Source organism: Chelatococcus sp. CO-6, assembly GCF_001271345.1.
GTDB lineage: Bacteria > Pseudomonadota > Alphaproteobacteria > Rhizobiales > Beijerinckiaceae > Chelatococcus_A > Chelatococcus_A caeni.
In genome coordinates this window covers 3,739,627-3,765,535 of record NZ_CP012398.1, presented here as the reverse complement: position 1 = coordinate 3,765,535, position 25,909 = coordinate 3,739,627, and the positions used below count along the sequence as shown (strand labels likewise).

Here is a 25,909-nt window from a genome sequence, read left to right as displayed (position 1 = left end):
GCCGGTGCTGGTGCCGGCGCATCGCGACGGCCTGAGCCTCGCGGTTCAGTCGAGGCTGACCACGAGGCCGTCGCGGATGGTGACGCGCCGGTCCATCCGCGCGGCAAGGTCGAGGTTGTGTGTCGCGATCACGGCCGCGAGGCGCGAGGCGCGCACCAGCGCGACCAGCATCGAGAAGACGTAGTCCGACGTCTTCGGGTCGAGGTTGCCGGTCGGCTCGTCGGCGAGGAGCACCCGCGGCGCGTTGGCGACGGCGCGGGCGATGGCGACGCGCTGCTGCTCACCGCCGGAGAGCTCGGCCGGCCGGTGGACGAGGCGTTCGCCGAGGCCGAGGAAGCTCAGCACCTCGGCGGCGCGGGCCTCGGCCTCCCTGCGCGCCAGGCCACGGATGAGCTGCGGCAGGGCGACATTCTCAAGCGCCGAGAACTCCGGCAGGAGGTGGTGGAACTGGTAGACGAAACCGATGTCGAGACGCCTCAGGCGCGTGCGCCCCGCATCGTCGAGCCCGGTCGTCGGCTCGCCGCCGACATAGACCTCGCCGCTGTCGGGATGCTCCAGGAGGCCGGCGATGTGCAGCAGCGTCGACTTGCCGGTGCCCGAGGGTGCGACGAGCGCGACGATCTCGCCCGGCCAGACGGCGAGGTCCGCACCGCGCAGGATGTCGAGCATCGTCTCGCCCTGCGGGTAGCGGCGTTCGATCTTGGAGAGGAACAGGGCCGGCGTCTGGGGCGTCGTCATGCCGTCTCACCCGTAGCGCAGGGCTTCGACGGGGTCGAGGCGCGCCGCCCGCCAGCTCGGGTAGAGCGTTGCCACGAGCGACAGGACGATCGCCATGAGCACCACGGTCGTCACCTCGCCCGGGTCGATCTCGGCCGGCAGGCGGCTGAGGAAGTAGAGCTCGGCCGGGAAGAGGTTGGAACTCGTCAGTTGCGACAGGAAGCTGCGGATCGCCTCCACGTTCCACGCGAGCGTCAGGCCGAGCAGGAAGCCGGCGAGCGTGCCCACGATGCCGATGGAGGCGCCGGTGATGAGGAACACCCGCATCACGGAGCCGCGCGTCGCCCCCATCGTGCGCAGGATGGCGATGTCCTCGCTCTTGTCCTTCACCAGCATGATGAGGCCCGAGACGATGTTGAGAGCCGCCACCAGAACGATCAGCGTGAGGATGAGGAACATCACGTTGCGCTCGACCTCGAGCGCGCCGAAGAAGGTGCGGTTCCGCTGGCGCCAGTCGGTGATCATGATCGGCCGGCCGGCGGCTTCCTCGATGCGCGGGCGCATGGCGCCGACGTCATCGGCATTGTGAAGGAAGACCTCGATGACGCTGACGTCGCCATCCCGGTTGAAATAGGCCTGCGCCTCCCCGAGCGGCATGTAGACGAAGGTGTTGTCGAACTCGGACATGCCGATCTCGAACACCGCGACGATGGGGTAGGCCTTGATGCGCGGCGCGGTGCCGAAGGCCGTCGCGGCGCCGCGCGGCGAGACGATGGTGAGCGAATCGCCGACGCGAAGGCCGAGATATTCGGCCATGCGCCGGCCGATGGCGACGCCGCCCTTCTCGTCGAAATCACGCAGCGTGCCCTGCCGGATGGTATCGGCGATGAAGGGAATGCTGGCGATGTCGGCCTCGCGCACCCCGCGCACCAGGGCGCCGCCGGAGGCCGCGGTGGAGGAGACGAGCGCCTGGCCCTCCACCATCGGCACGACGAGCTTCACCCCCGAGAGGTCGGCGAGCCGCTTCGACACGGCGTCGAAATCGGTCAGCGGGGAATCGATCGGCTGGATGAACATGTGGCCGTTCACGCCGACGATCTTGTCGAGCAGTTCCTTGCGAAAGCCGTTCATCACCGACATCACGACGATCAGCGTCGCGACCCCGAGCATGATGCCGAGGAAGGAGAAGCCGGCGATGACGGAGATGAAGCCTTCGCGCCGGCGCGCCCGCAGATAGCGGGCCGCGAGCAGCCACTCGAAGAGCGCAAAGGGTCTCGTCGAACCGCTCTCGGCCGCGCGTCCGCTCATGCCGCTCCCCGCCCCTGCCTCGCCGTCAGCCCGCGATCCGCGTCACGGCATCCTCGATCGACAGAAGCTCGCGCTCGCCCGTGGCGCGGCGCTTCACCTCCACCTTGCCGTCGGCAAGGCCCTTGGGGCCGACGAGGATCTGCCACGGCATGCCGACGAGGTCGGCCGTGGCGAACTTGGCGCCGGGACGCTCGTCCCGGTCGTCGTAGAGCACGTCGAGGCCGCGCAGGGCGAGCGCCCGGTAGAGATGCGCGCAGGCCTCGTCCGTCGCCGTGTCGCCCACCTTGATGTTGATGAGCGAGACGTCGAAGGGTGCGATCGGATCCGGCCAGACGATGCCGGCCTCGTCGTGGCTCGCCTCGATGATGGCGGCGACGAGGCGCGACGGGCCGATGCCGTAGGAGCCCATGTGCACGGGATGCTCCTTGCCGTCCGGCCCCGTGACCGTCGCCTTCATCGGCAGGGAATATTTCGTGCCGAAATAGAAGATGTGGCCGACCTCGATGCCGCGCGCCGACACCTTCCGGTCATTCGGAATGGCGGCGAAGGCGGCCTCGTCGTGCTTCTCGGAGGTCGCGGCATAGAGCGACGTCCACTTGTCGACGATCGTCTGCAGGCCGGCGATGTCGTCGAAATCCGTATCCGCGGTCGGGATCGGGAAATCGAGGAAGTCGCGGTGGCAGAACACCTCGCTCTCGCCCGTCGAGGCCAGGATGATGAACTCGTGGCTGAGGTCACCGCCGATGGGGCCCGTATCCGCCTGCATCGGGATGGCCTTGAGGCCGAGGCGGGCAAAGGTGCGCAGATAGGCCACGAACATCCTGTTGTAGGAATGGCGCGCGCCGGCCTGGTCGATGTCGAAGGAATAGGCATCCTTCATCAGGAACTCGCGCGAGCGCATGGTGCCGAAGCGCGGCCTGATCTCGTCCCGGAACTTCCACTGGATGTGGTAGAGGTTGAGCGGCAGGTCCTTGTAGGAGCGCACGTAGGACCGGAAGATGTCCGTGATCATCTCCTCGTTCGTCGGCCCGTAGAGCATCTCGCGCTCGTGCCGGTCGGTGATGCGCAGCATCTCCTTGCCGTAGGCGTCGTAGCGGCTCGATTCACGCCACAGGTCGGCCGACTGGATGGTCGGCATCAAGAGTTCGACCGCGCCGGAGCGGTTCTGCTCCTCGCGCACGATTGCCGAAATCTTGTTCAGGACCTTGAGGCCGATCGGCAGCCAGGAATAGATCCCCGCCGATTGCTGCCGGATGAGCCCCGCCCGCAGCATCAGGCGATGGGAAACGATCTCCGCCTCTTTGGGATCTTCGCGGAGCGTAGGCAGGAAATAGCGGCTGAGACGCATGAGAAACCGGCAACCGGGCTTGTGTGGAAGGGGAAGCGAGTCGTTTGCTGAGACAACACCGCCGCACGGCAAAAGACAAGGCTGGCTTTGCGATTCGCCGACCGCCCCACCGCCTTCCGACTCATGTGTGACAACACCATGCAAAAAATGCGGGCAGCCCCTGCACAAATGGGTGACAAGTGGTGAACGATCGACTATGCATTGTTACCCGATCGAAAGTCCCTGCCACTATTCACAGAGCAGGAACTGCGGTCCAGGTCTCGGGAGGAAGCCCAAGCGGCGTCGAGAGGTGCGAGAGCACCCCATTGTTCCGAATGAACAGGCGTTACGGGTTCGAGAAGAAACTCCAACAGCAAGGCGTCAGCCTTGCTTTTTTGTTGGAATCTACGGTTTCACGCGCAACCAACCGCGCTTCCCCGTCCCCCGGTCACAATTCGATGAGCGCCAGCGCGACCTTCACGAGCGCGAGGACGATGGCTGACACGACGGTCGTCGCCAGCACCTTCCTCAGGAGCTGCGGCCGCGCCGGCGCGCCTGGCTCCGTGCCGCTCGTCACCTCGCCTGATTCGACCTGGCTGCGCACGCCGAAGGGCAGGACGGCGAAGAGAACCGTCCACCAGATGATGAAATAGAGGGCCAGCCAGGTCGCGATGGTCATCGGGTCTACTCGCTTCGCTCGGTCTTTTTCTTAGGGCTTGGAGACAGCAGGTCAGGCCTGCTCCAGCTCGACGAGCGTGCCGCAAAAGTCCTTGGGGTGGAGAAAGAGCACCGGCTTGCCGTGCGCGCCGATCTTCGGCTCGCCGCTGCCGAGCACGCGCGCGCCCTTCTCCACCAGTCGGTCGCGCGCGGCGAGGATGTCGTCCACCTCGTAGCAGATGTGGTGGATGCCGCCGTCGGCATTGCGCTCGAGGAAGCGGGCGATCGGCGAATCGGCGCCCAGCGGCTCCAGCAGCTCGATCTTGGTGTTCGGCAGCTCGATGAAGACCGTGGTGACACCATGCTCGGGTTGCGGCACCGCCGGCGACAGGCGTGCTCCGAGGGTGTCCCTGTAGACGGCGCAGGCGCTTTCGAGATCACGGACGGCGATGGCGACGTGGTTGAGGCGGCCGATCATGAGGCTCTCCCGGCTGACGGACGTTTCACCTCATACGACGATCACATGCACGTGGCACGTTGGCTTTTTGCCCCAGGCATGGCGCACTTCCGCCCGCACCGCGCGCTCGACGGCATTCGCCACCGCATCGGGGTCGCGCCGGCGCGCCTTGGGCAGCCCGTCGAGCACGTCCGCCACCGCATCGGCGACGAGCTCGAGCATCGGCTCGCCCTCGCGCGTCGCCGGCGGCAGGCCGGTGACCTCCACCTGCGCCTCGCCGACGATCTCGCCCTTGGCGTCGAGGGCGATGGCGACGGAGACGACGCCGGCGAAGGCGAGCTTGCGCCGCTCGCCGATGGTGGCCTCGCCGGCGCTGACGACGATCATCCCGTCCTTGTAGAGGCGGCCGACGGGCACGTCGTCCACGACGGCAGGCTTGCCGGGCGCGAGCAGAACCATCTCGCCGTTCATGGCCCGCACCACGGACTGGATGCCCTCGGCGCGGGCGAATTTCGCCTGTTCCGTGAGGTGCAGGGCCTCGCCGTGCGCCGGCACGAGCACCTTCGGCCGCACCCAGCGGTACATGGCGGCGAGCTCGCCGCGGCGGGGATGGCCGGAGACGTGGACGAGCGCGTCCCGGTCGGTGACGACCTCGATGCCGCGCGTGACGAGATTATTGATGATGCGGCCGACCGCCTTCTCGTTGCCCGGAATGGTGCGCGAGGAGAAGACGACGCGGTCACCGGCGGAGAGCGCGATGTCGGGATGCTCGTCGTTCGCGACGCGGGCGAGCGCCGCCCGCGGCTCGCCCTGGCTGCCGGTGAGCAACGCGACCACCTTGTTGCGCGGCAGGTAGCCGAAGGTCTCGGCGGAGCGGAACGGCGGCAAGCCGGCGAGATAGCCGCGCTCCGTCGCGACGTCGACGACACGATCCATCGCCCGGCCGAAGACGACGACCTCGCGATCGCAGGCCGCCGCCGCCTCGGCCACGGCGCGCAGACGCGCGACATTCGAGGCGAAGGTCGTCACCGCCACACGCTCCGGCGCCTCCCGGATGACTTCGACCAGGGTCTTGGCGACATCAGCCTCGCTGGGGCTGATGCCATCCCTGAGGACGTTGGTCGAATCGCAGACGAGCGCCAGCACGCCCTCGTCGCCGATCTCGGTGAGGCGCTTCTCGTCCGTCGGCCGGCCGACGCCGGGGTGCGGGTCGAGCTTCCAGTCGCCGGTGTGGACGACGGTGCCCAGCGGCGTGCGGATGGCGAGCGCATTCGATTCCGGGATCGAATGGCCGACAGCGACGAATTCGATGTCGAAGGGCCCGAGGGTGACGCGACCGCCCTGCTCCACCACGGTGAGCGGGATCTTGGGCGCGCCGGGCTCGCCGAGACGACGGACCTCCAGTAGCCCCGCCGCGAAGGGCGTGCACACCACGGGCGCGCCGAGGCGCGGCCACAGCTCGGCGAGGCCGCCGATATGGTCCTCGTGCGCATGGGTGATGACGATGCCGACGAGGTTGTCCCGCTCCTCCTCGAGGAAGCGGATGTCGGGGAAGATGAGATCGACGCCCGGCACGTCCTCGCCCGCGAAGGCGATGCCGCAGTCGACGAGCAGCCACTTGCGCCGGCGCGCCGGCCCGAAGCCGTAGAGACCGGCGTTCATGCCGATCTCGCCGAGACCGCCGAGCGCTACGAATACGAGGCCGTCGTCATCGCGTGAGGCCATGCCCTCTCAATCCTCCTTCTGTCGCATCCTCAGGATGCCGTGTCGGCGAGACCGAGATAAAGATCTCCCGCATCGATCGTCCGGCGCCCGTCCGGCGTATCGAGCAGCAGCCGGCCGGCGCTGTCGAGCCCGGCAAAGGTGCCGCTGAGCTCACCGCCCGGCAAGCGCACCCGCGCCGGCCCGCCGATGCCGGCGGCGCGGGCGAGCCAGGATTCACGCGTCAGCGCGAAGCCGAGCCCCCGGTCCCACTGCCTCAGCCTATAGGCGAAACTCGCCGACAATGCGCGGAAAACGTCGCTCACGTCCACCGTTCCGACGGCCTCGGCGAGGCAGCGCGCCGGATAAGGTGTATCGGCCGGCTTGTGGGCAACGTTGAGGCCCATGCCGATGATAACGGCAAAATGCCTGTCCGGCCCGAGCCTGTGGCCTTCGAGGATGAGGCCGGACAGCTTGCCGCCATCCATCAGCAGGTCGTTCGGCCACTTGAGCACCAGCCGTGGCGCGGCGAGCCCGGTGACGCCCGCGACCGCGTCGTGCAGGGCGAGGCCCGCGACGAAGCCGAGCTGCGGCGCCTTCGGCGGATCGCACGGCTCGCTCAGGACCAGGCTGGCGTAGAGATTTCCGGGCGGCGAGGCCCATTGCCGGCCGTGGCGGCCGCGGCCGCTCGTCTGCTCGCGGGCCACGACCCAGAGGCGATCCGCCCCTTGCGACGAGGCCCGCTCGAGAGCCTCGTCGTTGGTCGAGGTGGTCGTCGCCAGCATCACGGCATCGAAGCCGGCCTCGCGCGCCTCCTGCGAGATGATCCCGCGTTCCACGTCCGTGACGCCGGTCCCGTCAGAACAGCGAGCGGGCGGCGGCGAGCGCGGCGCCGTTCAGCGGCCCCGGCGCGCCGGGCAGCATCAGGACGACGATGAGGATGCTGGCAAGCGCGAAGATCACCTTCTGGCCCGCCGCCATCGGGACGAAGGCGGCGCCCGCCGGCTCGTCGAAATGCATGATCTTGACGATGCGGATGTAGTAGTAGGCGCCGACGACGCTGGCGAGCACGCCGATGACGGCGAGCGAATAGAGCTGCGCCTCGACGGCGGCCGCGAAGACGTACCACTTGGCGAGAAAGCCGGCGAGCGGGGGGATGCCCGCGAGCGAGAAGAACAGGAGCGTCAGGCCGTAGGCCGCATAGGGCTGCGTGCGGGCAAGGCCGGCGAGATCGTAGATCCCCTCGACGGGCCCCTCCTCCCGCCGCATGGACAGGATGAAGGCGAAGGTGCCGAGCGTCATGACGAGATAGATCGCCATGTAGACGAGCACGCTCTGCACGCCCTCGGCCGTGCCGGCGGCGAGGCCCACGAGCGCGTAGCCCATGTGGCCGATGGACGAATAGGCCATGAGGCGCTTGATGTTGCGCTGGCCGATGGCGGCGAAGGAGCCGAGCGCCATGGAGGCGATGGCGACGAAGACGATGATCTGCCGCCATTCGTCGACGATGCCCGGGAAGGCCGTGATGAAGACGCGCACGGTGAGCGCCATCGCGGCCATCTTCGGCGCGGCGGCGAAGAAGGCGGCGACCGGCGTCGGCGCGCCCTCGTAGACGTCCGGCGTCCACATATGGAACGGCACGGCCGAGATCTTGAAGGCGAGGCCCGCAGCGATGAAGACGAGCCCGAAGATCGCGCCCGTGGGGCCTTCCCCCTGCAGCGCCTGAGCGATGCCGGCGAAGGAGATGGTGCCGGTGAAGCCGTAGATCAGCGACGCGCCGTAGAGCAGCATGCCCGAGGACAGGGCGCCGAGCACGAAATACTTGAGGCCGGCCTCGCTCGAGCGGGCATTGTCGCGGTCGATGGCGGCGACGACGTAGAGCGAGAGGCTCTGCAGCTCGAGGCCGAGGTAGAGCGCGATGAGGTCGTTGGCCGAGATCATCATCATCATGCCGGTCGTCGCCAGCAGGATGAGGATGGGATATTCGAAGCGGTTGATGCCTGCCCGGCGCAGGTAGTCGCCCGACATCAGCAAGGCCGCAGCCGAGCCGACGAGCGTCAGCACCTTGGCGAAGCGCGCGAAGCCGTCGACGACGAAGGAGCCGCCGAAGGTCTCCACCCGTTCGCCGCCCTGCGTCACCACGAAGAAGCCGGCGGCGAGAATGGCGACGAGCGTGAGCGCCTCGATCAGGCCGGCAGCACGCTCGCCCCTCACCGCGCCGATGAGCACGAGAAGGAGCGCGGAGGCGGCCAGGACGATCTCCGGCAGGGCCGGAGCGAGCGCGAACATCGGGACGGCGGCCATCGGCTGAACCTCAGTGAAGCGTCAGGGCCACGGACTTGGCGGTTGCCAGCGCGGCCTCGGTGGACTTGATGAGTTCCGCCGTCGGAGCGGCGAAGACATCGAGAATGGCGCCGGGCTGCAGGCCGTACCAGATGACCAGCACGAGCAGCGGCACGAGAACGACCATCTCGCGGGTGTTGAGATCGGTGATCGTCTTCAGGTTGTCCTTCTCGATCACGCCGAAGACCACGCGGCGATAGAGCCACAGGGCATAGGCGGCCGAGAAGATGACGCCCGAGGTGGCGAGCACCGCGACCCAGGGATTGGCCTTGAAGGCGCCGGCAAGCGACAGGAACTCCCCGATGAAGCCCGAGGTGCCCGGCAGGCCGACATTGGCCATGGTGAAGACCATGAACACCACCGCATAGCGCGGCATGCGCTGCACGAGCCCGCCATAGGCCGCGATCTCGCGCGTGTGCATGCGGTCGTAGATCACGCCGACGCAGAGGAAGAGCGCGCCCGAGACAAGGCCGTGGCTGACCATCTGGAACATGGCGCCCTGGATGCCCTGGGTGGTCATCGTGAAGATGCCCATGGTCACGAAGCCCATGTGGGCGACCGACGAATAGGCGATGAGCTTCTTGATGTCCTCCTGCATCAGCGCGACCAGCGAGGTGTAGATGATCGCGATGACGGACAGGGCGAAGACGAGCGGCGCGAAATCGGCCGAGGCCTCCGGGAACATCGGGATGGAGAAGCGGATGAAGCCGTAGCCGCCCATCTTCAGGAGAATGCCGGCGAGGATGACGGACCCCGCCGTCGGCGCCTCGACGTGCGCGTCCGGCAGCCAGGTGTGGACCGGCCACATGGGCATCTTCACCGCGAAGGAGGCGAAGAAGGCGAGCCATAGCCACGTCTGCATCGCCGGGGCGAAGGGGTGCTTGAGCAGCGCCGCGATGTCCGTCGTGCCGGCGTCCCAGTACATCGCCATGATGGCGATGAGCATCAGCACCGAGCCGAGCAGCGTGTAGAGAAAGAACTTGAAGCTGGCGTAGATGCGCCGCTTGCCGCCCCAGATGCCGATGATGAGGAACATCGGGATCAGGCCGGCCTCGAAGAAGAGGTAGAAGAGGACGAGGTCCTGCGCCACGAAGACGCCGATCATCGTCGTCTCGAGCACGAGGAAGGCGACCATGTACTCCTTCACGCGCTTCTCGATCGAGGTCCACGACGCCAGGATGCAGAAGGGCATCAGGAAGGTCGTCAGCAGGACGAACGGCATCGAGAAGCCGTCGACGCCGAGCCGGAAGCGGATGGCCTCCGTCAGCCAGGCATGGTCCTCGCCGAGCTGGAAGGCGGCGCTTGCCGTGTCGAACCGCCCCCAGGCGACGAGCGAGAGGACGAAGGTCGCGAGCGTCGTCACCAGCGCCGCGGAGCGGGCGTTGGAGCGCACCGCCTCCTCGCTGCCGCGCACCATGAGGATGAAGGCGGCACCGACGAGCGGCAGGATGAGGAGACCGGAAAGGAGACCGAGGCCGAACATCAGTGCGTGCCCCCGATGAGGTACCAGGTGACGAGAGCCGCGACACCGACGAGCATCGCGAAGGCGTAGTGGTAGACGTAGCCGGTCTGCAGGCGCACGACGCGGTTGGTGACGTCGACGACACGGGCGGAGACGCCGTCCGGCCCGAAGCCGTCGATGAGCCAGCCGTCACCCTTCTTCCAGAGGAAGCGGCCGAGCCACATCGCCGGACGCACGAACAGGAAGTCGTAGATCTCGTCGAAGTACCACTTGTTGAGCAGGAACCGGTAGAGGAGCGGCTGCTGCCCCGCGACGATCGCCGGCATGCGCGGGTTGATGACGTAGAACCACAGCGCGATGAGGAAGCCGAGCACCATCATCACGAAGGGCGAGGCGACGACCCAGCCGGGCACCTCGTGCATCTCGTGCAGGATGTGGTTGTCGGCGCCGGTGAAGAGCGCGCCCTTCCAGAAGTGGTCGTAGTCGTGGCCGATGAAGGCTTCCTTGAAGGCGAAGCCGGCAACGACCGCGCCGAGCGCCAGGACGCCGAGCGGGATGAGCATGACGAGCGGGCTCTCGTGCGGCGTGTGATCGCCGTGGCCGTGGCCATGACCGCCGTGCGCGTGGTCGTCGTGCCCGTGGGCGTGCGGCGCGGCAGCGGCCGGCTCCACATCGTGACCATGGCCGCCCTCGGCCGCCGTGCCGGCGTGGGCGACGCCCTCGTGCAGCGGCGGCGTCGAGGCGTGCGCACCCCACTTCGCCGGGCCCTCGAAGGTCATGAAATAGAGGCGCCAGGAGTAGAAGGAGGTGAACAGCGCCGCGATGACCGTGGCGAGGAAGGCGAAGTTGGCGCCCGGCGTGTGCGAGGCGTAGGCCGCCTCGATGATGGCATCCTTCGAGAAGTAGCCTGCCGTGAAGGGGAAGCCCGTCAGCGCCAGCGTGCCGATCGTCATCATGGCGGCGGTAAAGGGGATGTGCTTCCTGAGGCCGCCCATGTGGCGCATGTCCTGCTCGTGGTGCATCGCGTGGATGACCGAGCCGGCGCCGAGGAACAGCAGCGCCTTGAAGAAGGCGTGCGTGAAGAGGTGGAAGATGCCCGCCCCGTAGGCGCCGACGCCGAGGGCGACGAACATGTAGCCGAGCTGCGAGCAGGTCGAATAGGCGATGACGCGCTTGATGTCGTTCTGCACGAGGCCGACGGTCGCGGCGAAGAAGGCGGTGATGCCGCCGACCACCGTGACGACCGACAGCGCCGTCGGGGCATATTCGAACACCGGCGACATGCGCGCGACCATGAACACGCCCGCCGTCACCATCGTCGCCGCATGGATGAGCGCGGAGACCGGCGTCGGGCCTTCCATGGCGTCCGGCAGCCAGGTGTGCAGCAGAAACTGCGCCGACTTGCCCATGGCGCCCATGAAGAGCAGGAGGCTCGCCAGCGTCAGCGCGTGCCACTCGTAGCCGAGGAAGCGGAAGGTCGCCTCGTTGAATTCCGCCACGCGCGGGAAGATGCCGTCGAAGGTGACCGCGCCGAACAGCACGAAGACGAGGAAGATGCCGAGCAGGAAGCCGAAGTCGCCGATGCGGTTGACGACGAAGGCCTTGATGGCCGCGGCATTGGCCGAGGGCTTCTCGTACCAGAAGCCGATGAGCAGGTAGCTCGCGAGGCCGACGCCCTCCCAGCCGAAGAACATCTGCACCAGGTTGTCGGCTGTCACCAGCATCAGCATGGCGAAGGTGAACAGCGAGAGATAGGCGAAGAAGCGCGGCCTCGCCGGATCCTCGTGCATGTAGCCGATGGAATAGAGATGGACGAGCGAGGAGACCGTCGTCACGACGATCAGCATCACGGCCGTGAGCGTGTCGATGCGGAAGGCCCAGTCGACCACGAGGTCGCCGGAGATCATCCAGTTGGCCACCGCAACACGCGTCGCGCCGTCGCCGAAGCCGACGTCGAAGAAGGCGATCCACGACAGGAGGCAGGAGACGAACAGGCCCGAGGTCGTGACGACCTCGCTCGCCCGCGCGCCGATGAACCGGCCGGCGAGGCCAGCGATCAGGAAGCCGGCAAGCGGCAGGAAGACGATCGCGTGATACATGATCGCGGCCTCAGCCCTTCATCATGTTGATGTCCTCAACCGCGATGGTGCCGCGGTTGCGGAAGTAGACGACGAGGATGGCAAGCCCGATGGCCGCCTCGGCGGCCGCCACGGTCAGCACGAGCAACGCGAAGACCTGCCCGACGATGTCGCCCATGAAGGTCGAGAAGGCGACGAGATTGATGTTGACCGCGAGCAGGATGAGCTCGACCGACATCAGGATGACGATGACGTTCTTGCGGTTGATGAAGATGCCGAGCACGCCGAGGGTGAACAGCACGGCGGCGACGGTGAGATAATGCGCGAGCCCGATGGTCATGTCTGTGTCTCCGGCCTCACTCACACGCCCTCGCGGAAGGGCACCTTCCGCACTTCGATGGCGGTGTCGCGCGTGCGCGCCACCTGCTGGGCAACGTCCTGGCGCCTGACGCCCGGCTTGTGGCGCAGCGTGAGCACGATGGCGCCGATCATGGCGACGAGCAGCACGAGGCCCGACGCCTGGAAGAAGTAGAGGTAGCGCGTGTAGAGCACCTGGCCGAGCGCCGCGGTGTTCGTCATCTCGCTGACGGGCGGGATGGCCGCGACCGGGGTCTTCACGAGCTCCGGATCGATCGCCATCGAGCCGACGACGAGCACGAGCTCGATGAGGAAGATCACGCCGATGAGGGCGCCCACCGGCAGATATTGCAGGAAGCCCTGGCGCAGCTCCGCGAAGTCGACGTCGAGCATCATGACGACGAAGAGGAAGAGCACCGCGACCGCGCCGACATAGACGACGACGAGGATCATCGCCAGGAACTCGGCGCCCATCAGGATGAACAGGCCCGCCGCGTTGACGAAGGCCAGGATCAGGAAGAGCACCGAATGCACGGGGTTGCGCGAGGCGATGACCATGAAGGCCGACGCCACGCACACGCACGAAAAGAGATAGAAGAAGGCCGCTGCGACCGTCATGCCCCGTATCCCGTCCTGTCGCCCACGGGCCCCAAGCCCCCGGGCATGGCGTCTATAGACACCGAATCCCTCACGAACAACCTCACCGCGACGTCACCTGTAGGGCGCATCCATCGCGATGTTGCGGGCGATCTCGCGCTCCCAGCGGGCGCCGTTGTCGAGGAGCTTGTCCTTGTCGTAGTAGAGCTCCTCGCGGGTCTCCACCGCGAATTCGAAGTTCGGTCCCTCGACGATGGCATCGACCGGGCAGGCCTCCTGGCAGAAGCCGCAGTAGATGCACTTCACCATGTCGATGTCGTAACGCGTCGTGCGGCGCGTGCCGTCGTTGCGGCGCGGCCCGGCCTCGATGGTGATAGCCTGGGCCGGGCAGATGGCCTCGCACAGCTTGCAGGCGATGCAGCGCTCCTCGCCGTTGGGATAACGGCGCAACGCGTGCTCGCCGCGGAAGCGCGGGCTCAGGATCCCCTTCTCGAAGGGATAGTTGAGCGTCGCCTTCGGCTTGAAGAAATAGCGCATCGACAGGAAGAACGCCGACACGAACTCCTTCAGGAAGAGCGCCTTTGCGGCCTGATCGAGCCTCATGATCCGGCTCCGTCCCTTTCTCTTGCCGGCCTCACGAGGCCGGCACCCAACCCGTGACCTGCAGCACGGCCGCAACGATGATGACGGCAGCGAGCGACAGGGGCAGGAACACCTTCCAGCCCAGCCGCATCAGCTGGTCGTAGCGGTAGCGCGGCACCATCGCCTTCACCATGGCGAACATGAAGAAGACGAAGCAGACCTTGACGACGAACCACACGACGCCCGGGATCCACGTGAACGGCGGCAGCGCCACCGGCGCGGTCCAGCCGCCGAGGAAGAGGATCGTCGTCAGCGAGCACATGGTCATGATGGCCACGTATTCGCCGAGCATGAACAGAAGGTACGGCGTCGAGGCGTATTCCACCATGAAGCCGGCCACCAGTTCCGATTCCGCCTCGGGCAGGTCGAAGGGCGGGCGGTTCGTCTCGGCGAGCGCCGAGATGAAGAAGATGACGAACATCGGGAACAGCGGCAGCCAGTACCAGTTCAGCACCGTCAGCCACGGCACGCCGAGCATCGTCGCGAGCCCCCTCGCCTCCTGCGCGCGCACGATCTCGGTGAGATTGAGCGAGCCGACGCAGAGCAGCACCGTGATGATGACGAAGCCGATCGAGACCTCGTAGGACACCATCTGCGCGGCGGAGCGCAGTGCGCCGAGGAAGGGGTACTTCGAGTTCGACGCCCAGCCGCCCATCAGGACGCCGTAGACGCCGAGCGAGGAGATGGCGAAGATGTAGAGGATGCCGACGTTAATGTCGGCGATCGCCCAGCCGTCAGCCACGGGGATGACCGCCCAGGCGGCCAGCGCCAGCACGCAGGTGACGAGCGGCGCGAGCAGGAACAACCCCTTGTTGGCGCCCGCCGGGATCACCGGCTCCTTCAGCACGAACTTCAGCAGATCGGCGAAGGACTGCAGCAGTCCCCACGGCCCCACCACGTTGGGCCCGCGGCGCAGCTGCACCGCCGCCCAGACCTTGCGGTCGGCATAGAGGATGTAGGCGATGAAGACGAGCAGCGCGACCAGCAGGAGCAGGCTCTTGCCGAGAATGATCGCAACCGTGGTCAGCCATTCCATCGGGCGTGGTCCTTACTCTGCTGCCTGCTTCAGCGCCCCGCCGGCCAGAGCCGAGCACTCGGCCATGACGGCGGAAGCGCGCGCGATGGGGTTGGTGAGGTAGAAATCGACGATCGGCGAAGTAAGCGGCGCATCGGCAAGCGCGCCGCCCTTGCCGGCGAGCGCCTCGATGTCGGCCCCGTTCGCCGGCGCGATCTCGCCGATGGCGGCAAGATGAGGATGCGCGGCGAAGAGCTGCTCGCGCAGCGCCGCAAGCGAATCGAACGGCAGGCGCTTGCCGAGCACATCCGACAGCGCGCGCAGGATCGCCCAGTCCTCCCGCGCGTCACCCGGCGGGAACACCGCCCGGTTGGCGAGCTGCGGGCGCCCCTCGGTGTTGACGTAGATGCCGGTCTTCTCGGTGTAGGTCGCGCCCGGCAGGATGACATCGGCGCGGTGGGCGCCGCGGTCGCCGTGCGTGCCCTGATAGACGACGAAGGCGCCTTCCGGCACGTCGACCTCGTCGGCGCCGAGAAGAAAGAGGACATCGAGCGCGCCGGGCGCCAGCATCCCGGCAACGTCGAGCCCGTCGGCCTTCGGCACGAAGCCGAGGTCGAGGGCGCCGGCCCGCGCCGCGGCGGTGTGCAGCACCGAGAAGCCGTTCCACTCCTCGCCGATGGCACCGACGGCCTTGGCGAGCTTCGCCGCTGCCGCGAGCACGGCCATGCCGTCCTCACGCGCCAGAGCCCCCTGCCCCACGATGATGAGCGGCCGCTCGGCCTTGCTCAGTACCTCGAGGAAGGCGCCGTTGCCGGCCGCGAGATCGGCCAGCGTCTGCGCGCCGGCGCCGAGATAGGCATATTCGTAGGTGAGATCGACATTCTCACCGATCACGCCGATGGGCGTGCGCAGCAGGCGCCAGCGCTTGCGGATGCGGGCGTTGAGCACCGGCGCTTCCTTGCGCGGATTGGTGCCGATGAGCAGCACCGCATCGGCATCCTCGATGCCGGCAATGGTCGTGTTGAAGAGATAGCTTGCGCGCCCGAGCGCCGGATCGAGCCGCGTGCCGTCCTGACGGCAGTCGATGTTGGGAACGCCGAGCTTCTCCATGAGGAGCTTGAGGGCATAGGTCTCCTCGACGGCGGCAAGGTCGCCGACGATGGCGCCGATGCGCTCGCTCTTCGCCGCATTGACCTTTTCGGCGATGAGGGCGAAGGCCTCGTTCCAGCTCGCCGGACGCAGCCGTCCGTTCTCCCGCACATAGGGGCGGTCGAGGCGCTGGGTCCTGAGGCCGTCCCAGACGAAGCGCGTCTTGTCCGAGATCCATTCCTCGTTGATGAACTCGTTGACGCGCGGCAGGAAGCGCATGACCTCGCGCCCGCGGGCATCGACGCGGATGGCCGAGCCGATCGCATCCATCACGTCGACGGATTCGGTCTTCGACAATTCCCAGGGCCGCGCCTGGAAGGCGTAGGGCTTCGAGGTCAGCGCGCCCACCGGGCACAGGTCGATCACGTTGCCCTGCAGCTCCGAGCCCATGGCGTGCTCGAGATAGGTCGTGATCTCCATGTCCTCGCCGCGGCCGATGGCGCCGAGGTCCGGCACGCCGGCGACCTCGGTGGTGAAGCGGATGCAACGGGTGCAATGGATGCACCGGTTCATGGAGGTCTTGACCAGCGGGCCGATGTACTTGTCCTCGACGGCGCGCTTGTTCTCGGCGAAGCGCGAGGAATCGACACCGTAGGCCATGGCCTGGTCCTGCAGGTCGCATTCCCCGCCCTGGTCGCAGATCGGGCAGTCGAGCGGGTGGTTGATGAGCAGGAACTCCATCACCCCCTCGCGCGCCTTCTTGACGAGCGGCGTGCGGGTGTTGACGACCGGCGGCTCGCCGTTCGGGCCGGGCCTCAGGTCGCGCACCGACATGGCGCAGGAGGCGACGGGCTTCGGCGAGCCCTTCACCTCGACAAGGCACATGCGGCAGTTGCCGGCGATCGACAGCCGCTCGTGGAAGCAGAAGCGCGGCACTTCGGCGCCCGCCTCCTCGCAGGCCTGCAGGATGGTGAACTCCGCAGGCACCTCGATCTCGTTGCCGTCGACGATGAGCTTGGCCATCGCTACTTCGTCCTTTCCCGTCCGGCGGCGAGCCGCCCGGACGTGATCAATCACTCAGCTGCCTGCAGAACCGCATCCGAATGCGGGTTGGCCGCATAATCGTCGATGCGCTTCTCGATCTCGTGGCGGAAATGGCGGATGAGGCCCTGCACCGGCCAGGCCGCGGCATCGCCCAGCGCGCAGATCGTGTGGCCCTCGACCTGGTAGGTCACGTCGAGGAGCATGTCGATCTCGCGCTTCTGCGCCCGGCCCTCGGCCATGCGCGTCAGCACGCGCCACATCCAGCCCGTGCCCTCGCGGCAGGGCGTGCACTGGCCGCAGCTCTCGTGCTTGTAGAAGTAGCTGAGCCGCGCGATGGCCCGGACGATGTCGGTCGACTTGTCCATGACGATGACCGCGGCCGTGCCGAGGCCGGACTTCAGGTTCCGGAGGGAATCGAAGTCCATCGGGCAGTCGATGATCTGCTCGGCCGGCACGCAGGGCACCGAGGAGCCGCCGGGGATGACGGCGAGCAGGTTGTCCCAGCCGCCGCGGATGCCGCCGCAATGCCGGTCGATGAGCTCACGGAAGGTGATGCCCATCTCCTCTTCCACGTTGCACGGCTTGTTGACGTGGCCGGAGACGCAGAAGAGCTTCGTGCCGACGTTGTTCGGCCGGCCGAGGCTCGCGAACCAGGAGGCGCCGCGGCGCAGGATGGTGCCGGCGACGGCGATCGACTCGACGTTGTTCACCGTCGTCGGGCAGCCGTAGAGGCCCATGTTGGCCGGGAACGGCGGCTTCAGCCGCGGCATGCCCTTCTTGCCCTCGAGGCTCTCGAGCAGCGCCGTCTCCTCGCCGCAGATATAGGCGCCGGCGCCGTGGTGCACGTAGAGGTCGAAGGGATAGCCGTGGACGTTGTCCTTGCCGATGAGGCGCGCCTCGTAGGCCTCGTCCACCGCCCGCTGCAGCGCCTCGCGCTCGGCGATGTACTCGCCGCGGATGTAGATGTAGGCCGCGTTGGCACCCATGGCGAAGGAGGCGATGAGGCAGCCCTCGACCAGGAGGTGCGGATCATGGCGCATGATCTCGCGGTCCTTGCAGGTGCCCGGCTCCGACTCGTCGGCATTGACAACGAGGTAGTGCGGGCGCCCGTCGGACTGCTTGGGCATGAACGACCACTTGAGGCCGGTGGGGAAGCCGGCGCCGCCGCGCCCGCGCAGGCCCGACTTCTTCATCTCCTCGATGATCCAGTCGCGCCCCTGCTGCAGCAGGAACTTGGTGCCGTCCCACGCGCCGCGCATCTTCGCGGCCTCGAGGCCAGGGCTGTGAAGCCCGTAGAGATTGGTGAAAATGCGGTCCTTGTCAGACAGCATGGCCGCTCACTCCTCCGGCTTCTCGCCGACGTCGCTCGCCGGGCGCCAGCCCGTGGCGAGCTTCCTGGCCTGCTCGATCCACTTGTCGCGCACCGCGCGCCCGCGGAAGGCGCCGAGGTGCTGGTCGACCCAGGCGAGATTCATCTCGTTCCAGGCGGCGATCTGATCGAAGTGGTAGATGCCGAGCTCGTTCAGCATGGTCGCGAGCTTCGGCCCGACACCGTGGATGAGCTTGAGGTCGTCCGGGCCGTCGTCGCGCGCCTTGGTGAGGAGGACGGGCTTGTGCTCGTCCGCCACGCCCTCGGCCGCATCCGCCTTGGCGGCCGCCGCGATCGGCGCCTTGCCTTCGGCCACGCGTACCTCGGGACGGTCGGCGGCCTTCTCCTCGGCGCGCGTCTCCTTCGGCTTGGCGGGCTCGGGCGTCTTCGCCGCCTCCGGCGCTGCGGCGGCAGCCTCCGCCTCGGCGCGCGCCTTCTCGGCCGCCTCGGCCTCGAAGCGCTGGCGCCAGGCGCCGATCTGGGAGCCGTCGAACAGCGAAGGATCGCTCAAGGTGGTGATGGCCCCCTCCGGCTCGGAGGCGCGCCGGCCGTTCTGCGGGCCGGGCTTCACCGGCTTGCCGGCGGCGAGATCGTCGAGCAGCTTCTCGAGGCTCTCCGGCGTCAGATCCTCGTAGTAGTCGTTGTTGATCTGCACCATCGGCGCGTTGCAGCAGGCGCCGAGGCACTCGACCTCCATCCACGAGAACTTGCCGTCGGCACTGACGTGCTTCTCGCCGCCGACCCTGCGCTTCAAGACGTCCTTGAGCTGCTCGGCGCCGCGCAGCATGCAGGGCGTCGTTCCGCACAGCTGCACCAGATGGCGGCCGACGGGCTCGAGGTTGAACATCGTGTAGAAGGTCGCGACCTCGAGCACCCGGATGTAGGGCATCTTGAGGAGGTCGGCGACGGTGCGGATCGCCGGCTCGGGCAGCCAGCCGCCGGCCTGCTCCTGCGCCTTCCACAACAGCGCGATCACCGCCGAGGCCTGCCGGCCTTCGGGATATTTCGCGATCTGCTGCCCGGCCCAGATCGCATTCTCCGCCGTGAAGGCGAAGCTGTCGGGCTGGTATTCCTTGGGGGCGAGACGACGAACAGCCATCAGATCCGCCTGTCCTTGAGCTTCACATAGGTCAGGCGTGCCGGCGAATAGCCGGTAACGCCATGGAGATCATCGAAATTGCGCACCGTCTCGACCCGCTCGCGGACGGCTTCGATGACGGAGACGTCCGCCTCGTAGACGAACTCGCGCCCGTTGCGCAGCCAGCGCACCGGCTCCGTCGAGAGGTCGTCGGCGAGCACCATGTCGACGGTCGGAAAGGCCGGGCCGCCATGGGCGTGGATGCAATGGGCGGCGGTATTGTCGTCGAAAACGAGATGGCGCAGGCCGCGCTCCCCCGCCTCGATGATGCGCCGCGCCTGGTCGATGTGGTCGTCGAAGAAGGCGAGCGCGCGCGAAAGATCGAGCCCGCCGAAGTCGTAGCCCGACCAGTCCGCCTCGTGATAGGTGGCCGCCGGGTCGCGGTGCTGCAGATTGGCGAAGACCGCGTCGAAGCAGAAGATCCGCGCCTCGGGGCAGGCCTTGCGCAGCACCCATGTCGTCAGGCCGCGGAAGACGCCCGATTCGATGATGACGTCGGGAGCGAGCGCCCGCGCGACGACGAAGAGCTCGAGCGCGCCGTTGAAGCCGTTGCCGCCGTGCTTCTGGCGGACGGGGCACTGGCAGATGTCTTCATAGAAGGCGCGCACCAGGCCTTCCATGTCCTCCGGCACCGCGATGCCTGCAGCTTCCAGATCGACGGCGATATGGTGGGCGGCACCGCGCACGAGGCGATCGACCTCGCGGCGCGACAGGGGCCGGTGCTCCCATTCCGGCACGGCCGGCAGAAGGTCGTAGCCGAGACGGGTGAAGAGCGGCCCCAGGACGCGCCGACGCAGCGGCTCGAGCACCTTGCGGCGCGTACGCTCCGACGGTGTCCAGCCGGATGCGTAGGCCACGGGGCCCGTCCCTTCTATGGCCGGCGCCGAAGCCATCAGCGGTCGACCTCGCCGAACACGATGTCGAGCGAGCCGAGCACGGCCGAGACGTCGGCCAGCATGTGGCCGCGACACATGAAATCCATGGCCTGCAGATGGGCGAAGCCCGGCGCCTTGATCTTGCAGCGATACGGCTTGTTGGTGCCGTCCGACACCAGATAGACGCCGAATTCGCCCTTGGGCGCCTCGACGGCGGCGTAAACGTCGCCCGCGGGGACGTGGTAGCCTTCCGTATAGAGCTTGAAGTGGTGGATGAGCGCTTCCATCGAACGCTTCATCTCGCCGCGCTTGGGCGGCACGACCTTGTGGTCGCTCGTCGAGACCGGGCCCTGCCCTTCGGGCAAGCGCAGCTTCTCGAGGCACTGCTTCATGATGCGGATGGACTGCCGCATCTCTTCCATGCGGATGCAGTAACGGTCGTAGCAGTCGCCGTTCTTGCCGACCGGGATGTCGAAATCGAGCTCTTCGTAGCACTCGTAGGGCTGCGCCTTGCGCAGGTCCCACGCCGCGCCCGAGCCGCGCACCATGACGCCGGAGAAGCCCCAGGCCCAGCACTCGTCGAGCGAGACCACGCCGATGTCGACGTTGCGCTGCTTGAAGATGCGGTTGTCGGTGAGCAGCCCCTCGAGGTCGTCGCAGACCTTGAGGAAGGGATCGCAGAAGTCCCAGATGTCGTCGATGAGCTTGCTGGGCAGGTCCTGGTGCACGCCGCCGGGGCGCACATAGGCCGCGTGCATGCGCGCGCCGGAGGCCCGCTCGTAGAAGATCATCAGCTTCTCGCGCTCCTCGAAGCCCCAGAGCGGCGGCGTGAGCGCGCCGACGTCCATGGCCTGGGTGGTCACGTTGAGGAGGTGCGAGAGGAGACGCCCGATCTCCGAATAGAGCACGCGAATGAGCTGGCCGCGCCGCGGCACCGTGATGCCGAGCAGCTTCTCGACGGCGAGCGCGTAGGCATGCTCCTGGTTCATCGGCGCGACATAGTCGAGCCGGTCGAAATAGGGCACCGCCTGCAGGTAGGTCTTGGCCTCGATCAGCTTCTCGGTGCCCCGGTGCAGGAGGCCGATGTGCGGGTCGACGCGCTCCACAACCTCACCGTCGAGCTCGAGCACGAGGCGCAGCACGCCGTGCGCCGCCGGATGCTGCGGGCCGAAGTTGATGGAGAAATTGCGGATCTGATGCTCAGTCATGGCGTTGCGCCTGGCATGTGGCGTTTGCGTCGGGGCAGTCGGCAATCGGCAGTAGGCAGTCGAAGGTCACGCGTTCTGCCCTCGTTCGACCGCTCGGATCAACGATCGCAACATCTTCCCGACGGAGTCGCAGGCTTCGAGCAGGCTTGTAATCGCCGCGCCTTCCGCCAAACCCACTCTCTCGGCAAGGAGCAGATGCGTCTCCAGCTCTTTCAGAGATCCCTGCGCGACTTTGAGAAAGTGCACGTACGCGCCGGCACTCCCCCGCCCATATCCTTCCGCGATATTCGCGGGAATCGAAACGCCAGCCCGTCTGATCTGAGCCGTCATCCCGAAGAGTTCGTCCTTGGGGAAACCACCGGTCAGCCGATAGCAGCCTTCCGCGAGTTCCATAGCCTCGCGCCACACGCGAAGATCGCGATACGACTGGATATCCATCGCACCGCCCCTCCCCGGTCACGACTGCCGACTGCCGACTGACCATTGCCGTCACCCCTTGGCCTTCTCATCGCCGGGCAGCACGTAGTCGGTGCCCTCCCACGGCGAGAGAAAGTCGAAGTTGCGGAATTCCTGGTTGAGCCGCACCGGCTCGTAGACCACCCGCTTCTCCTCGTCGTCGTAGCGCACCTCGACGAAGCCGGTGAGCGGAAAGTCCTTGCGCAGCGGATGGCCCTCGAAGCCGTAGTCGGTGAGGATGCGGCGCAGGTCGGGATGGCCGGAGAACAGGATGCCGTAGAGGTCGTAGGCCTCGCGCTCGAACCAGTTGGCCGCCGGGAAGACGCCGATGGCGGAGGGCACGGGCGTCGCCTCGTCGGCCTCCACCTTCACGCGGATGCGGGTGTTATGGTGCGGCGACAGGAGGTGGTAGACGACGTCGAAGCGTTTCTCGCGCACCGGATAGTCGACGCCGCACAGGTCCGTGAAGTTGACGAAGCGGCAGCGCGCGTCGTCGCGCAGGAAGGTCAGCACGCGGACGATCTCACCCGCCTCGGCGTAGATCGTCAGTTCGTCGAAGCCGACGCCCGCCGCCTTCACCGCACCCGGCAGCGATGCGAGGATATGTTCACCGAGCTCGGTCAGGTTGACGCTCATCGCCTTCCCCCCTCAGCGCTCGATGGTGCCGGTGCGGCGGATCTTCTTCTGCAGAAGAAGGACGCCGTAGAGCAGCGCTTCGGCGGTCGGCGGGCAGCCCGGGACATAGATGTCGACCGGCACCACCCGGTCGCAACCGCGCACGACCGAATAGGAATAATGGTAGTAGCCGCCGCCGTTGGCGCACGAGCCCATCGAGATGACGTAGCGCGGCTCCGGCATCTGGTCGTAGACCTTGCGCAGGGCGGGCGCCATCTTGTTGGTGAGCGTGCCGGCGACGATCATCACGTCCGACTGGCGCGGGCTGGCGCGCGGAGCGAAGCCGAAGCGCTCGACGTCGTAGCGCGGCATCGACAGCTGCATCATCTCCACGGCGCAGCAGGCAAGGCCGAAGGTCATCCACATCAGCGAGCCGGTGCGGGCCCACTGGATGAGCTCGTCCGTCGAGGTGACGAGGAAACCCTTGTCCGCCAGCTCGTCGTTGAGGCCGAGGAAGAAGGAATCATCCGAGCCCACGGGCTTGCCCGTACGCGGGTCGATGATGCCCCTGGCCGCCGGCGCGACGGCCGGGCCGCTCGCTTCGCCGATCAATCCCATTCGAGGGCTCCCTTTCTCCACTCGTAGATAAAGCCGACGGTCAGGACGCCGAGGAACAGCATCATGGACCAGAAGCCGAACCAGCCGAGGTCGCCGAAGGCCACGGCCCACGGAAAGAGGAAGGCGACCTCGAGGTCGAAGATGATGAAGAGGATGGCGACGAGGTAGAATCGCACATCGAACTTCATGCGCGCGTCGTCGAAGGCGTTGAAGCCGCACTCGTAGGCCGACAGCTTCTCGGCGTCAGGCCGCGAATATGCCACGATGAACGGCGACACAAGCAGCGCCACCCCGATCACCAGCGACACACCGATGAAGATGACGAGCGGCAGATAGTCGGCAAGAAGGCTCTGCATCCGGCACCCGCGGTATCGTGGCCCGTCGCCGGGACGGCGGGCTCTTGGACGGATTTCTCGCTCAGCACGAAGCCGGCCCGAGCGAGGCGGAGCGGCGAAAAACGCCTGCAATCCGCTACCTTGGACCGTTTCGCATTTGCGGCCGAGGCTTATCGCAGGCGCTCCGCGGGCGCAAGTGCTGCGGTGCCGCATAGCAGCCATGTTCCCGGCTTTCGGCACCGCGACGCAACGCTCACGCAACCGCCGCCCCTGCGATCCGCCTGATCCTCGCTTGACCGCCCGTGCGGATGGGACATTTCGGCACGGCGCCCGCCCGGCATGCCGGACGGGCGTCGTACACGATGGACACACCGGGTCAGGCGGTCACGATGTAGACGATCTCATAGGACCGGGGATCGACGATGACGATCCGGCCATCCGCCAGCACGAAATAGACGTACTCGCGGTACTGCGGGACGATCTCCACCACACGTGGCGGCAGGGGATGCAGTTCCACGGTCCGCGGGATCGCCTGGCCGACCGAGATCGTGAAGTTCACGTCCCGCACGGGCTCGACACGCTCGCTGGTGATGGTTTCGCGGATCGTCCGCCGGTGCTCGGTACTGATCTCGACATTGGTGCCGACGCTGCCGGTGGTATCCACGTCGGTGTCGCTGCCGCGCGTGCCGGCGCTGCCCGAAGGCGCGTCCGTCGTCCCGCGCTCGCGGACGGCGCCGCGCGTGTCGTCGCGCTGCTTGATATCGGCGCCTTGCCGCGCCCGATCCTGCTCGTCCATCTGCACGCCGCCCTGCGCCGAACCCGGGCGCTGCTGACGCTCGGCCCGGCTCGGCTGCTCGCCGGCACCCGGTGTACGCTGCCCTTCCATTCGCGGGGCACCCTGCCGCCGCTCCTGTGCCTCGCCGCGCACGCCCTCACCGGCCGCGGAAGGAGGCTGGACCGAGCCCGCGCCGGGCTGGCGTTTCATCGCAGGCCCCGAGGCGCCGGAGCCGCCGGGCGCGACGGTGCCGCCCGATCCGCCGGTGCCGGGTCCGGACTGGGGCGAACCCGTATCGCCGCCCCCTTCCGGCAGCGGCCGCTGCGCCTGCGCATAGACCGGGCCGAGGCCCAGGGCGAGCGCGGCCACGGTGGTCAGGAGAACTTTTCGCATGGGTCTTCTCCATGTCTTGAGCCCTCCCGTCGAACGACAGGCCGCTAAAATTGTTTCAATTGGCCGGAAAGGTGGCGCCACGGGGTCAGGAACGCGGCGGTCGCGACGAGGCCGGTCGCAGGCGGCGCGCAAAACCCCCGCCTCGGAAGCGAGGCGGGGGCAAGAGGGACGGAACAGCCGGGCGGGATGCCCGAAGCCCCGGAATTCCGACAGGAGAAGTCATCCACCGGAGCCGGCCCTGGAGCCGGCCCCGGCCGTTGCGCGGGCCCAGCGGCCCGCGCCTGTCCTTCGCCATTCCTTCGCCATGCGTCAGATGCGCTGAAGCACCTTGCACAGGTTGACGAGTTCGTCGTCGAACTCCGCATAGGACGAGAGAATGCTGGAGCAGCGCTTCTTCAGCGCCGCGACCTGCTGCTGGCTCATCCCGGACATGGCAGCCGAGACACTGCCGGCGGGACCGCCGACACCGGGCCCACCCACACCGGGTCCGCCGGGACCACCAGGACCGCCGGGGCCGCCAGGGCCGCCAGGGCCACCCGGACCACCGGGGCCGCCTGGCCCGCCGGGGCCTCCGCCGCCGAGGCCGATATTGAGCCCGACATTGATGCCGCTGGTGCCGCCGATGCCAACGCCGACGCCGGCATTGACGCCACTCGATGAAGCAAGGCTGGCCCCCGCACCGGCATTGAGGCCATTGGTGCCGAGCGCGTTCACGCCGATGCCGGCATTGATCCCGTCATCCGGCGTGGCGGAAGCGCCGACGCCCGCCGTGGTGAGCCCGAGAATCCCGAGCCCGATACCGGCGTTGAGGCCGCCGTCATCGAGGCTCGCACCAGCCCCGACACTGGCAACGCTGCCGACGCTGGCGCCGAGACCGACATCCACGCCGCCCAGGGACCCGCCGACGCCGCCGAGCGCATCCCCGACGGAATTGCCGAGACCGCCGACGGCACCACCGAGCGAGCCCCCGGACGTGCCGCCCGAGGTGCCACCCAGCGCATCGCCGAGGCCGCTGACGGCATCACCGACGCCGCTCACCGCACCGCCGAGAGAGCCACCGAGCGCGTCGCCGACGCCGCCGACGGCGTCACCCAGTCCGCCAACCGCTCCACCGAGAGCATCTCCCAAGCCTCCCAAGTCTTGTGCATTTGCCGGGACAGCAAAAGCCATGAGGGTAGCAATACTCGCTGCGATCAGCAGCTGCCGCTGCTTCATCGAATTGGTATGCATCATGTCAACGCCCCATGTTGCGCAGCCGAAGCCGCAGTCTTCCCTCTCGCTTCCGCGACATATAAAATTGTTATAAATTTTTATGACAATCGAATTTAGTAAT

General features: G+C 67.4%; 25 protein-coding genes. All 25 read right to left on the bottom strand.

Going from position 1 to position 25,909, the window contains the following annotated elements:
• Positions 1 to 45: 45 nt before the first annotated feature.
• The 25 genes from AL346_RS17655 to AL346_RS17535 all read right to left on the bottom strand — a co-directional run bounded on the left by AL346_RS17655 (position 46) and on the right by AL346_RS17535 (position 25,809).
• On the bottom strand, positions 46 to 738 hold the full coding sequence (locus AL346_RS17655) for an ABC transporter ATP-binding protein (protein WP_019403679.1): 693 nt from the start codon (positions 736 to 738) through the stop codon (positions 46 to 48).
• 6 nt (positions 739 to 744) lie between these two features.
• A complete protein-coding gene (locus AL346_RS17650; RefSeq protein ID WP_053193916.1) occupies positions 745 to 2,025 on the bottom strand; it encodes a lipoprotein-releasing ABC transporter permease subunit in 1,281 nt (426 codons plus the stop codon).
• A gap of 25 nt (positions 2,026 to 2,050) precedes the next feature.
• Positions 2,051 to 3,373 (bottom strand): proline--tRNA ligase, encoded by a 1,323-nt coding sequence (proS, locus tag AL346_RS17645; protein ID WP_019403681.1) that lies wholly within the window; start codon positions 3,371 to 3,373, stop codon positions 2,051 to 2,053.
• Between the two features lie 427 nt (positions 3,374 to 3,800).
• Positions 3,801 to 4,031 (bottom strand): DUF1467 family protein, encoded by a 231-nt coding sequence (locus AL346_RS17640; protein ID WP_019403682.1) that lies wholly within the window; start codon positions 4,029 to 4,031, stop codon positions 3,801 to 3,803.
• Between the two features lie 51 nt (positions 4,032 to 4,082).
• Positions 4,083 to 4,487, bottom strand: a complete 405-nt coding sequence (mce, locus tag AL346_RS17635; protein ID WP_019403683.1) for a methylmalonyl-CoA epimerase — start codon at positions 4,485 to 4,487, stop codon at positions 4,083 to 4,085.
• A 30-nt stretch (positions 4,488 to 4,517) separates the two neighbouring features.
• Entirely contained in the window at positions 4,518 to 6,191 is a 1,674-nt protein-coding gene (locus tag AL346_RS17630) for a ribonuclease J (protein WP_053193914.1), read from the bottom strand.
• Positions 6,192 to 6,220: 29 nt separating this feature from the next.
• On the bottom strand, positions 6,221 to 7,006 hold the full coding sequence (locus tag AL346_RS17625; protein ID WP_245303212.1) for a biotin--[acetyl-CoA-carboxylase] ligase: 786 nt from the start codon (positions 7,004 to 7,006) through the stop codon (positions 6,221 to 6,223).
• A gap of 19 nt (positions 7,007 to 7,025) precedes the next feature.
• Positions 7,026 to 8,471 carry an NADH-quinone oxidoreductase subunit NuoN gene (nuoN, locus tag AL346_RS17620; protein WP_019403261.1) on the bottom strand — a complete coding sequence of 482 codons (1,446 nt, stop codon included), beginning with the start codon at positions 8,469 to 8,471 and terminating at the stop codon, positions 7,026 to 7,028.
• A gap of 10 nt (positions 8,472 to 8,481) precedes the next feature.
• Entirely contained in the window at positions 8,482 to 9,993 is a 1,512-nt protein-coding gene (locus tag AL346_RS17615) for an NADH-quinone oxidoreductase subunit M (protein ID WP_019403262.1), read from the bottom strand.
• The gene (gene nuoL, locus AL346_RS17610; RefSeq protein ID WP_019403263.1) at positions 9,993 to 12,071 is read right to left on the bottom strand and encodes an NADH-quinone oxidoreductase subunit L; all 2,079 of its coding nucleotides are present in this window, start codon (positions 12,069 to 12,071) and stop codon (positions 9,993 to 9,995) included. The genes AL346_RS17615 and nuoL overlap by 1 nt, the downstream gene beginning before the upstream one ends.
• 10 nt (positions 12,072 to 12,081) lie before the next feature.
• A complete protein-coding gene (gene nuoK / locus AL346_RS17605) occupies positions 12,082 to 12,390 on the bottom strand; it encodes an NADH-quinone oxidoreductase subunit NuoK (protein WP_019403264.1) in 309 nt (102 codons plus the stop codon).
• Positions 12,391 to 12,410: 20 nt separating this feature from the next.
• Positions 12,411 to 13,025: an NADH-quinone oxidoreductase subunit J gene (locus tag AL346_RS17600; RefSeq protein WP_019403265.1), complete on the bottom strand. Its 615-nt coding sequence runs from the start codon at positions 13,023 to 13,025 to the stop codon at positions 12,411 to 12,413.
• Between the two features lie 93 nt (positions 13,026 to 13,118).
• On the bottom strand, positions 13,119 to 13,607 hold the full coding sequence (gene nuoI, locus AL346_RS17595; RefSeq protein ID WP_019403266.1) for an NADH-quinone oxidoreductase subunit NuoI: 489 nt from the start codon (positions 13,605 to 13,607) through the stop codon (positions 13,119 to 13,121).
• 31 nt (positions 13,608 to 13,638) lie between these two features.
• Positions 13,639 to 14,682 (bottom strand): NADH-quinone oxidoreductase subunit NuoH, encoded by a 1,044-nt coding sequence (nuoH, locus tag AL346_RS17590; RefSeq protein WP_019403267.1) that lies wholly within the window; start codon positions 14,680 to 14,682, stop codon positions 13,639 to 13,641.
• A gap of 12 nt (positions 14,683 to 14,694) precedes the next feature.
• Positions 14,695 to 16,773 carry an NADH-quinone oxidoreductase subunit NuoG gene (nuoG, locus tag AL346_RS17585; protein ID WP_019403268.1) on the bottom strand — a complete coding sequence of 693 codons (2,079 nt, stop codon included), beginning with the start codon at positions 16,771 to 16,773 and terminating at the stop codon, positions 14,695 to 14,697.
• Between the two features lie 50 nt (positions 16,774 to 16,823).
• On the bottom strand, positions 16,824 to 18,125 hold the full coding sequence (nuoF, locus tag AL346_RS17580) for an NADH-quinone oxidoreductase subunit NuoF (protein ID WP_019403269.1): 1,302 nt from the start codon (positions 18,123 to 18,125) through the stop codon (positions 16,824 to 16,826).
• A 6-nt stretch (positions 18,126 to 18,131) separates the two neighbouring features.
• Positions 18,132 to 19,262, bottom strand: a complete 1,131-nt coding sequence (gene nuoE, locus AL346_RS17575) for an NADH-quinone oxidoreductase subunit NuoE (protein WP_019403270.1) — start codon at positions 19,260 to 19,262, stop codon at positions 18,132 to 18,134.
• Positions 19,262 to 20,158, bottom strand: a complete 897-nt coding sequence (locus AL346_RS17570; RefSeq protein ID WP_019403271.1) for a hypothetical protein — start codon at positions 20,156 to 20,158, stop codon at positions 19,262 to 19,264. The genes nuoE and AL346_RS17570 overlap by 1 nt, the downstream gene beginning before the upstream one ends.
• A gap of 35 nt (positions 20,159 to 20,193) precedes the next feature.
• The gene (locus AL346_RS17565) at positions 20,194 to 21,384 is read right to left on the bottom strand and encodes an NADH-quinone oxidoreductase subunit D (protein WP_019403272.1); all 1,191 of its coding nucleotides are present in this window, start codon (positions 21,382 to 21,384) and stop codon (positions 20,194 to 20,196) included.
• Between the two features lie 66 nt (positions 21,385 to 21,450).
• Positions 21,451 to 21,822 (bottom strand): four helix bundle protein, encoded by a 372-nt coding sequence (locus AL346_RS17560; protein WP_019403273.1) that lies wholly within the window; start codon positions 21,820 to 21,822, stop codon positions 21,451 to 21,453.
• A 51-nt stretch (positions 21,823 to 21,873) separates the two neighbouring features.
• Positions 21,874 to 22,476 (bottom strand): NADH-quinone oxidoreductase subunit C, encoded by a 603-nt coding sequence (locus AL346_RS17555; RefSeq protein ID WP_019403274.1) that lies wholly within the window; start codon positions 22,474 to 22,476, stop codon positions 21,874 to 21,876.
• A 12-nt stretch (positions 22,477 to 22,488) separates the two neighbouring features.
• A complete protein-coding gene (locus AL346_RS17550) occupies positions 22,489 to 23,073 on the bottom strand; it encodes an NADH-quinone oxidoreductase subunit B family protein (RefSeq protein ID WP_026015322.1) in 585 nt (194 codons plus the stop codon).
• Complete coding sequence (locus tag AL346_RS17545) at positions 23,064 to 23,429, bottom strand: NADH-quinone oxidoreductase subunit A (RefSeq protein ID WP_019403276.1); 366 nt, start codon at positions 23,427 to 23,429, stop codon at positions 23,064 to 23,066. The genes AL346_RS17550 and AL346_RS17545 overlap by 10 nt, the downstream gene beginning before the upstream one ends.
• Before the next feature lie 355 nt (positions 23,430 to 23,784).
• Positions 23,785 to 24,576 carry a DUF1236 domain-containing protein gene (locus tag AL346_RS17540; protein WP_019403277.1) on the bottom strand — a complete coding sequence of 264 codons (792 nt, stop codon included), beginning with the start codon at positions 24,574 to 24,576 and terminating at the stop codon, positions 23,785 to 23,787.
• Positions 24,577 to 24,885: 309 nt separating this feature from the next.
• Positions 24,886 to 25,809, bottom strand: coding sequence for a hypothetical protein (locus AL346_RS17535; RefSeq protein ID WP_156332798.1), 924 nt, complete (start codon positions 25,807 to 25,809; stop codon positions 24,886 to 24,888).
• Positions 25,810 to 25,909: the final 100 nt, after the last annotated feature.

Bases quoted from the DNA above. Each gene is read 5' to 3' on its own strand.
- AL346_RS17655 (WP_019403679.1), bottom strand. From the start codon at position 738: ATGACGACGCCCCAGACGCCGGCCCTGTTCCTCTCCAAGATCGAACGC.
- AL346_RS17650 (WP_053193916.1), bottom strand. From the start codon at position 2,025: ATGAGCGGACGCGCGGCCGAGAGCGGTTCGACGAGACCCTTTGCGCTC.
- proS (WP_019403681.1), bottom strand. From the start codon at position 3,373: ATGCGTCTCAGCCGCTATTTCCTGCCTACGCTCCGCGAAGATCCCAAA.
- AL346_RS17640 (WP_019403682.1), bottom strand. From the start codon at position 4,031: ATGACCATCGCGACCTGGCTGGCCCTCTATTTCATCATCTGGTGGACG.
- mce (WP_019403683.1), bottom strand. From the start codon at position 4,487: ATGATCGGCCGCCTCAACCACGTCGCCATCGCCGTCCGTGATCTCGAA.
- AL346_RS17630 (WP_053193914.1), bottom strand. From the start codon at position 6,191: ATGGCCTCACGCGATGACGACGGCCTCGTATTCGTAGCGCTCGGCGGT.
- nuoN (WP_019403261.1), bottom strand. From the start codon at position 8,471: ATGGCCGCCGTCCCGATGTTCGCGCTCGCTCCGGCCCTGCCGGAGATC.
- AL346_RS17615 (WP_019403262.1), bottom strand. From the start codon at position 9,993: ATGTTCGGCCTCGGTCTCCTTTCCGGTCTCCTCATCCTGCCGCTCGTC.
- nuoL (WP_019403263.1), bottom strand. From the start codon at position 12,071: ATGTATCACGCGATCGTCTTCCTGCCGCTTGCCGGCTTCCTGATCGCT.
- nuoK (WP_019403264.1), bottom strand. From the start codon at position 12,390: ATGACCATCGGGCTCGCGCATTATCTCACCGTCGCCGCCGTGCTGTTC.
- AL346_RS17600 (WP_019403265.1), bottom strand. From the start codon at position 13,025: ATGACGGTCGCAGCGGCCTTCTTCTATCTCTTTTCGTGCGTGTGCGTG.
- nuoI (WP_019403266.1), bottom strand. From the start codon at position 13,607: ATGAGGCTCGATCAGGCCGCAAAGGCGCTCTTCCTGAAGGAGTTCGTG.
- nuoH (WP_019403267.1), bottom strand. From the start codon at position 14,682: ATGGAATGGCTGACCACGGTTGCGATCATTCTCGGCAAGAGCCTGCTC.
- nuoG (WP_019403268.1), bottom strand. From the start codon at position 16,773: ATGGCCAAGCTCATCGTCGACGGCAACGAGATCGAGGTGCCTGCGGAG.
- nuoF (WP_019403269.1), bottom strand. From the start codon at position 18,125: ATGCTGTCTGACAAGGACCGCATTTTCACCAATCTCTACGGGCTTCAC.
- nuoE (WP_019403270.1), bottom strand. From the start codon at position 19,262: ATGGCTGTTCGTCGTCTCGCCCCCAAGGAATACCAGCCCGACAGCTTC.
- AL346_RS17565 (WP_019403272.1), bottom strand. From the start codon at position 21,384: ATGACTGAGCATCAGATCCGCAATTTCTCCATCAACTTCGGCCCGCAG.
- AL346_RS17560 (WP_019403273.1), bottom strand. From the start codon at position 21,822: ATGGATATCCAGTCGTATCGCGATCTTCGCGTGTGGCGCGAGGCTATG.
- AL346_RS17555 (WP_019403274.1), bottom strand. From the start codon at position 22,476: ATGAGCGTCAACCTGACCGAGCTCGGTGAACATATCCTCGCATCGCTG.
- AL346_RS17550 (WP_026015322.1), bottom strand. From the start codon at position 23,073: ATGGGATTGATCGGCGAAGCGAGCGGCCCGGCCGTCGCGCCGGCGGCC.
- AL346_RS17545 (WP_019403276.1), bottom strand. From the start codon at position 23,429: ATGCAGAGCCTTCTTGCCGACTATCTGCCGCTCGTCATCTTCATCGGT.
- AL346_RS17540 (WP_019403277.1), bottom strand. From the start codon at position 24,576: ATGCGAAAAGTTCTCCTGACCACCGTGGCCGCGCTCGCCCTGGGCCTC.
- AL346_RS17535 (WP_156332798.1), bottom strand. From the start codon at position 25,809: ATGATGCATACCAATTCGATGAAGCAGCGGCAGCTGCTGATCGCAGCG.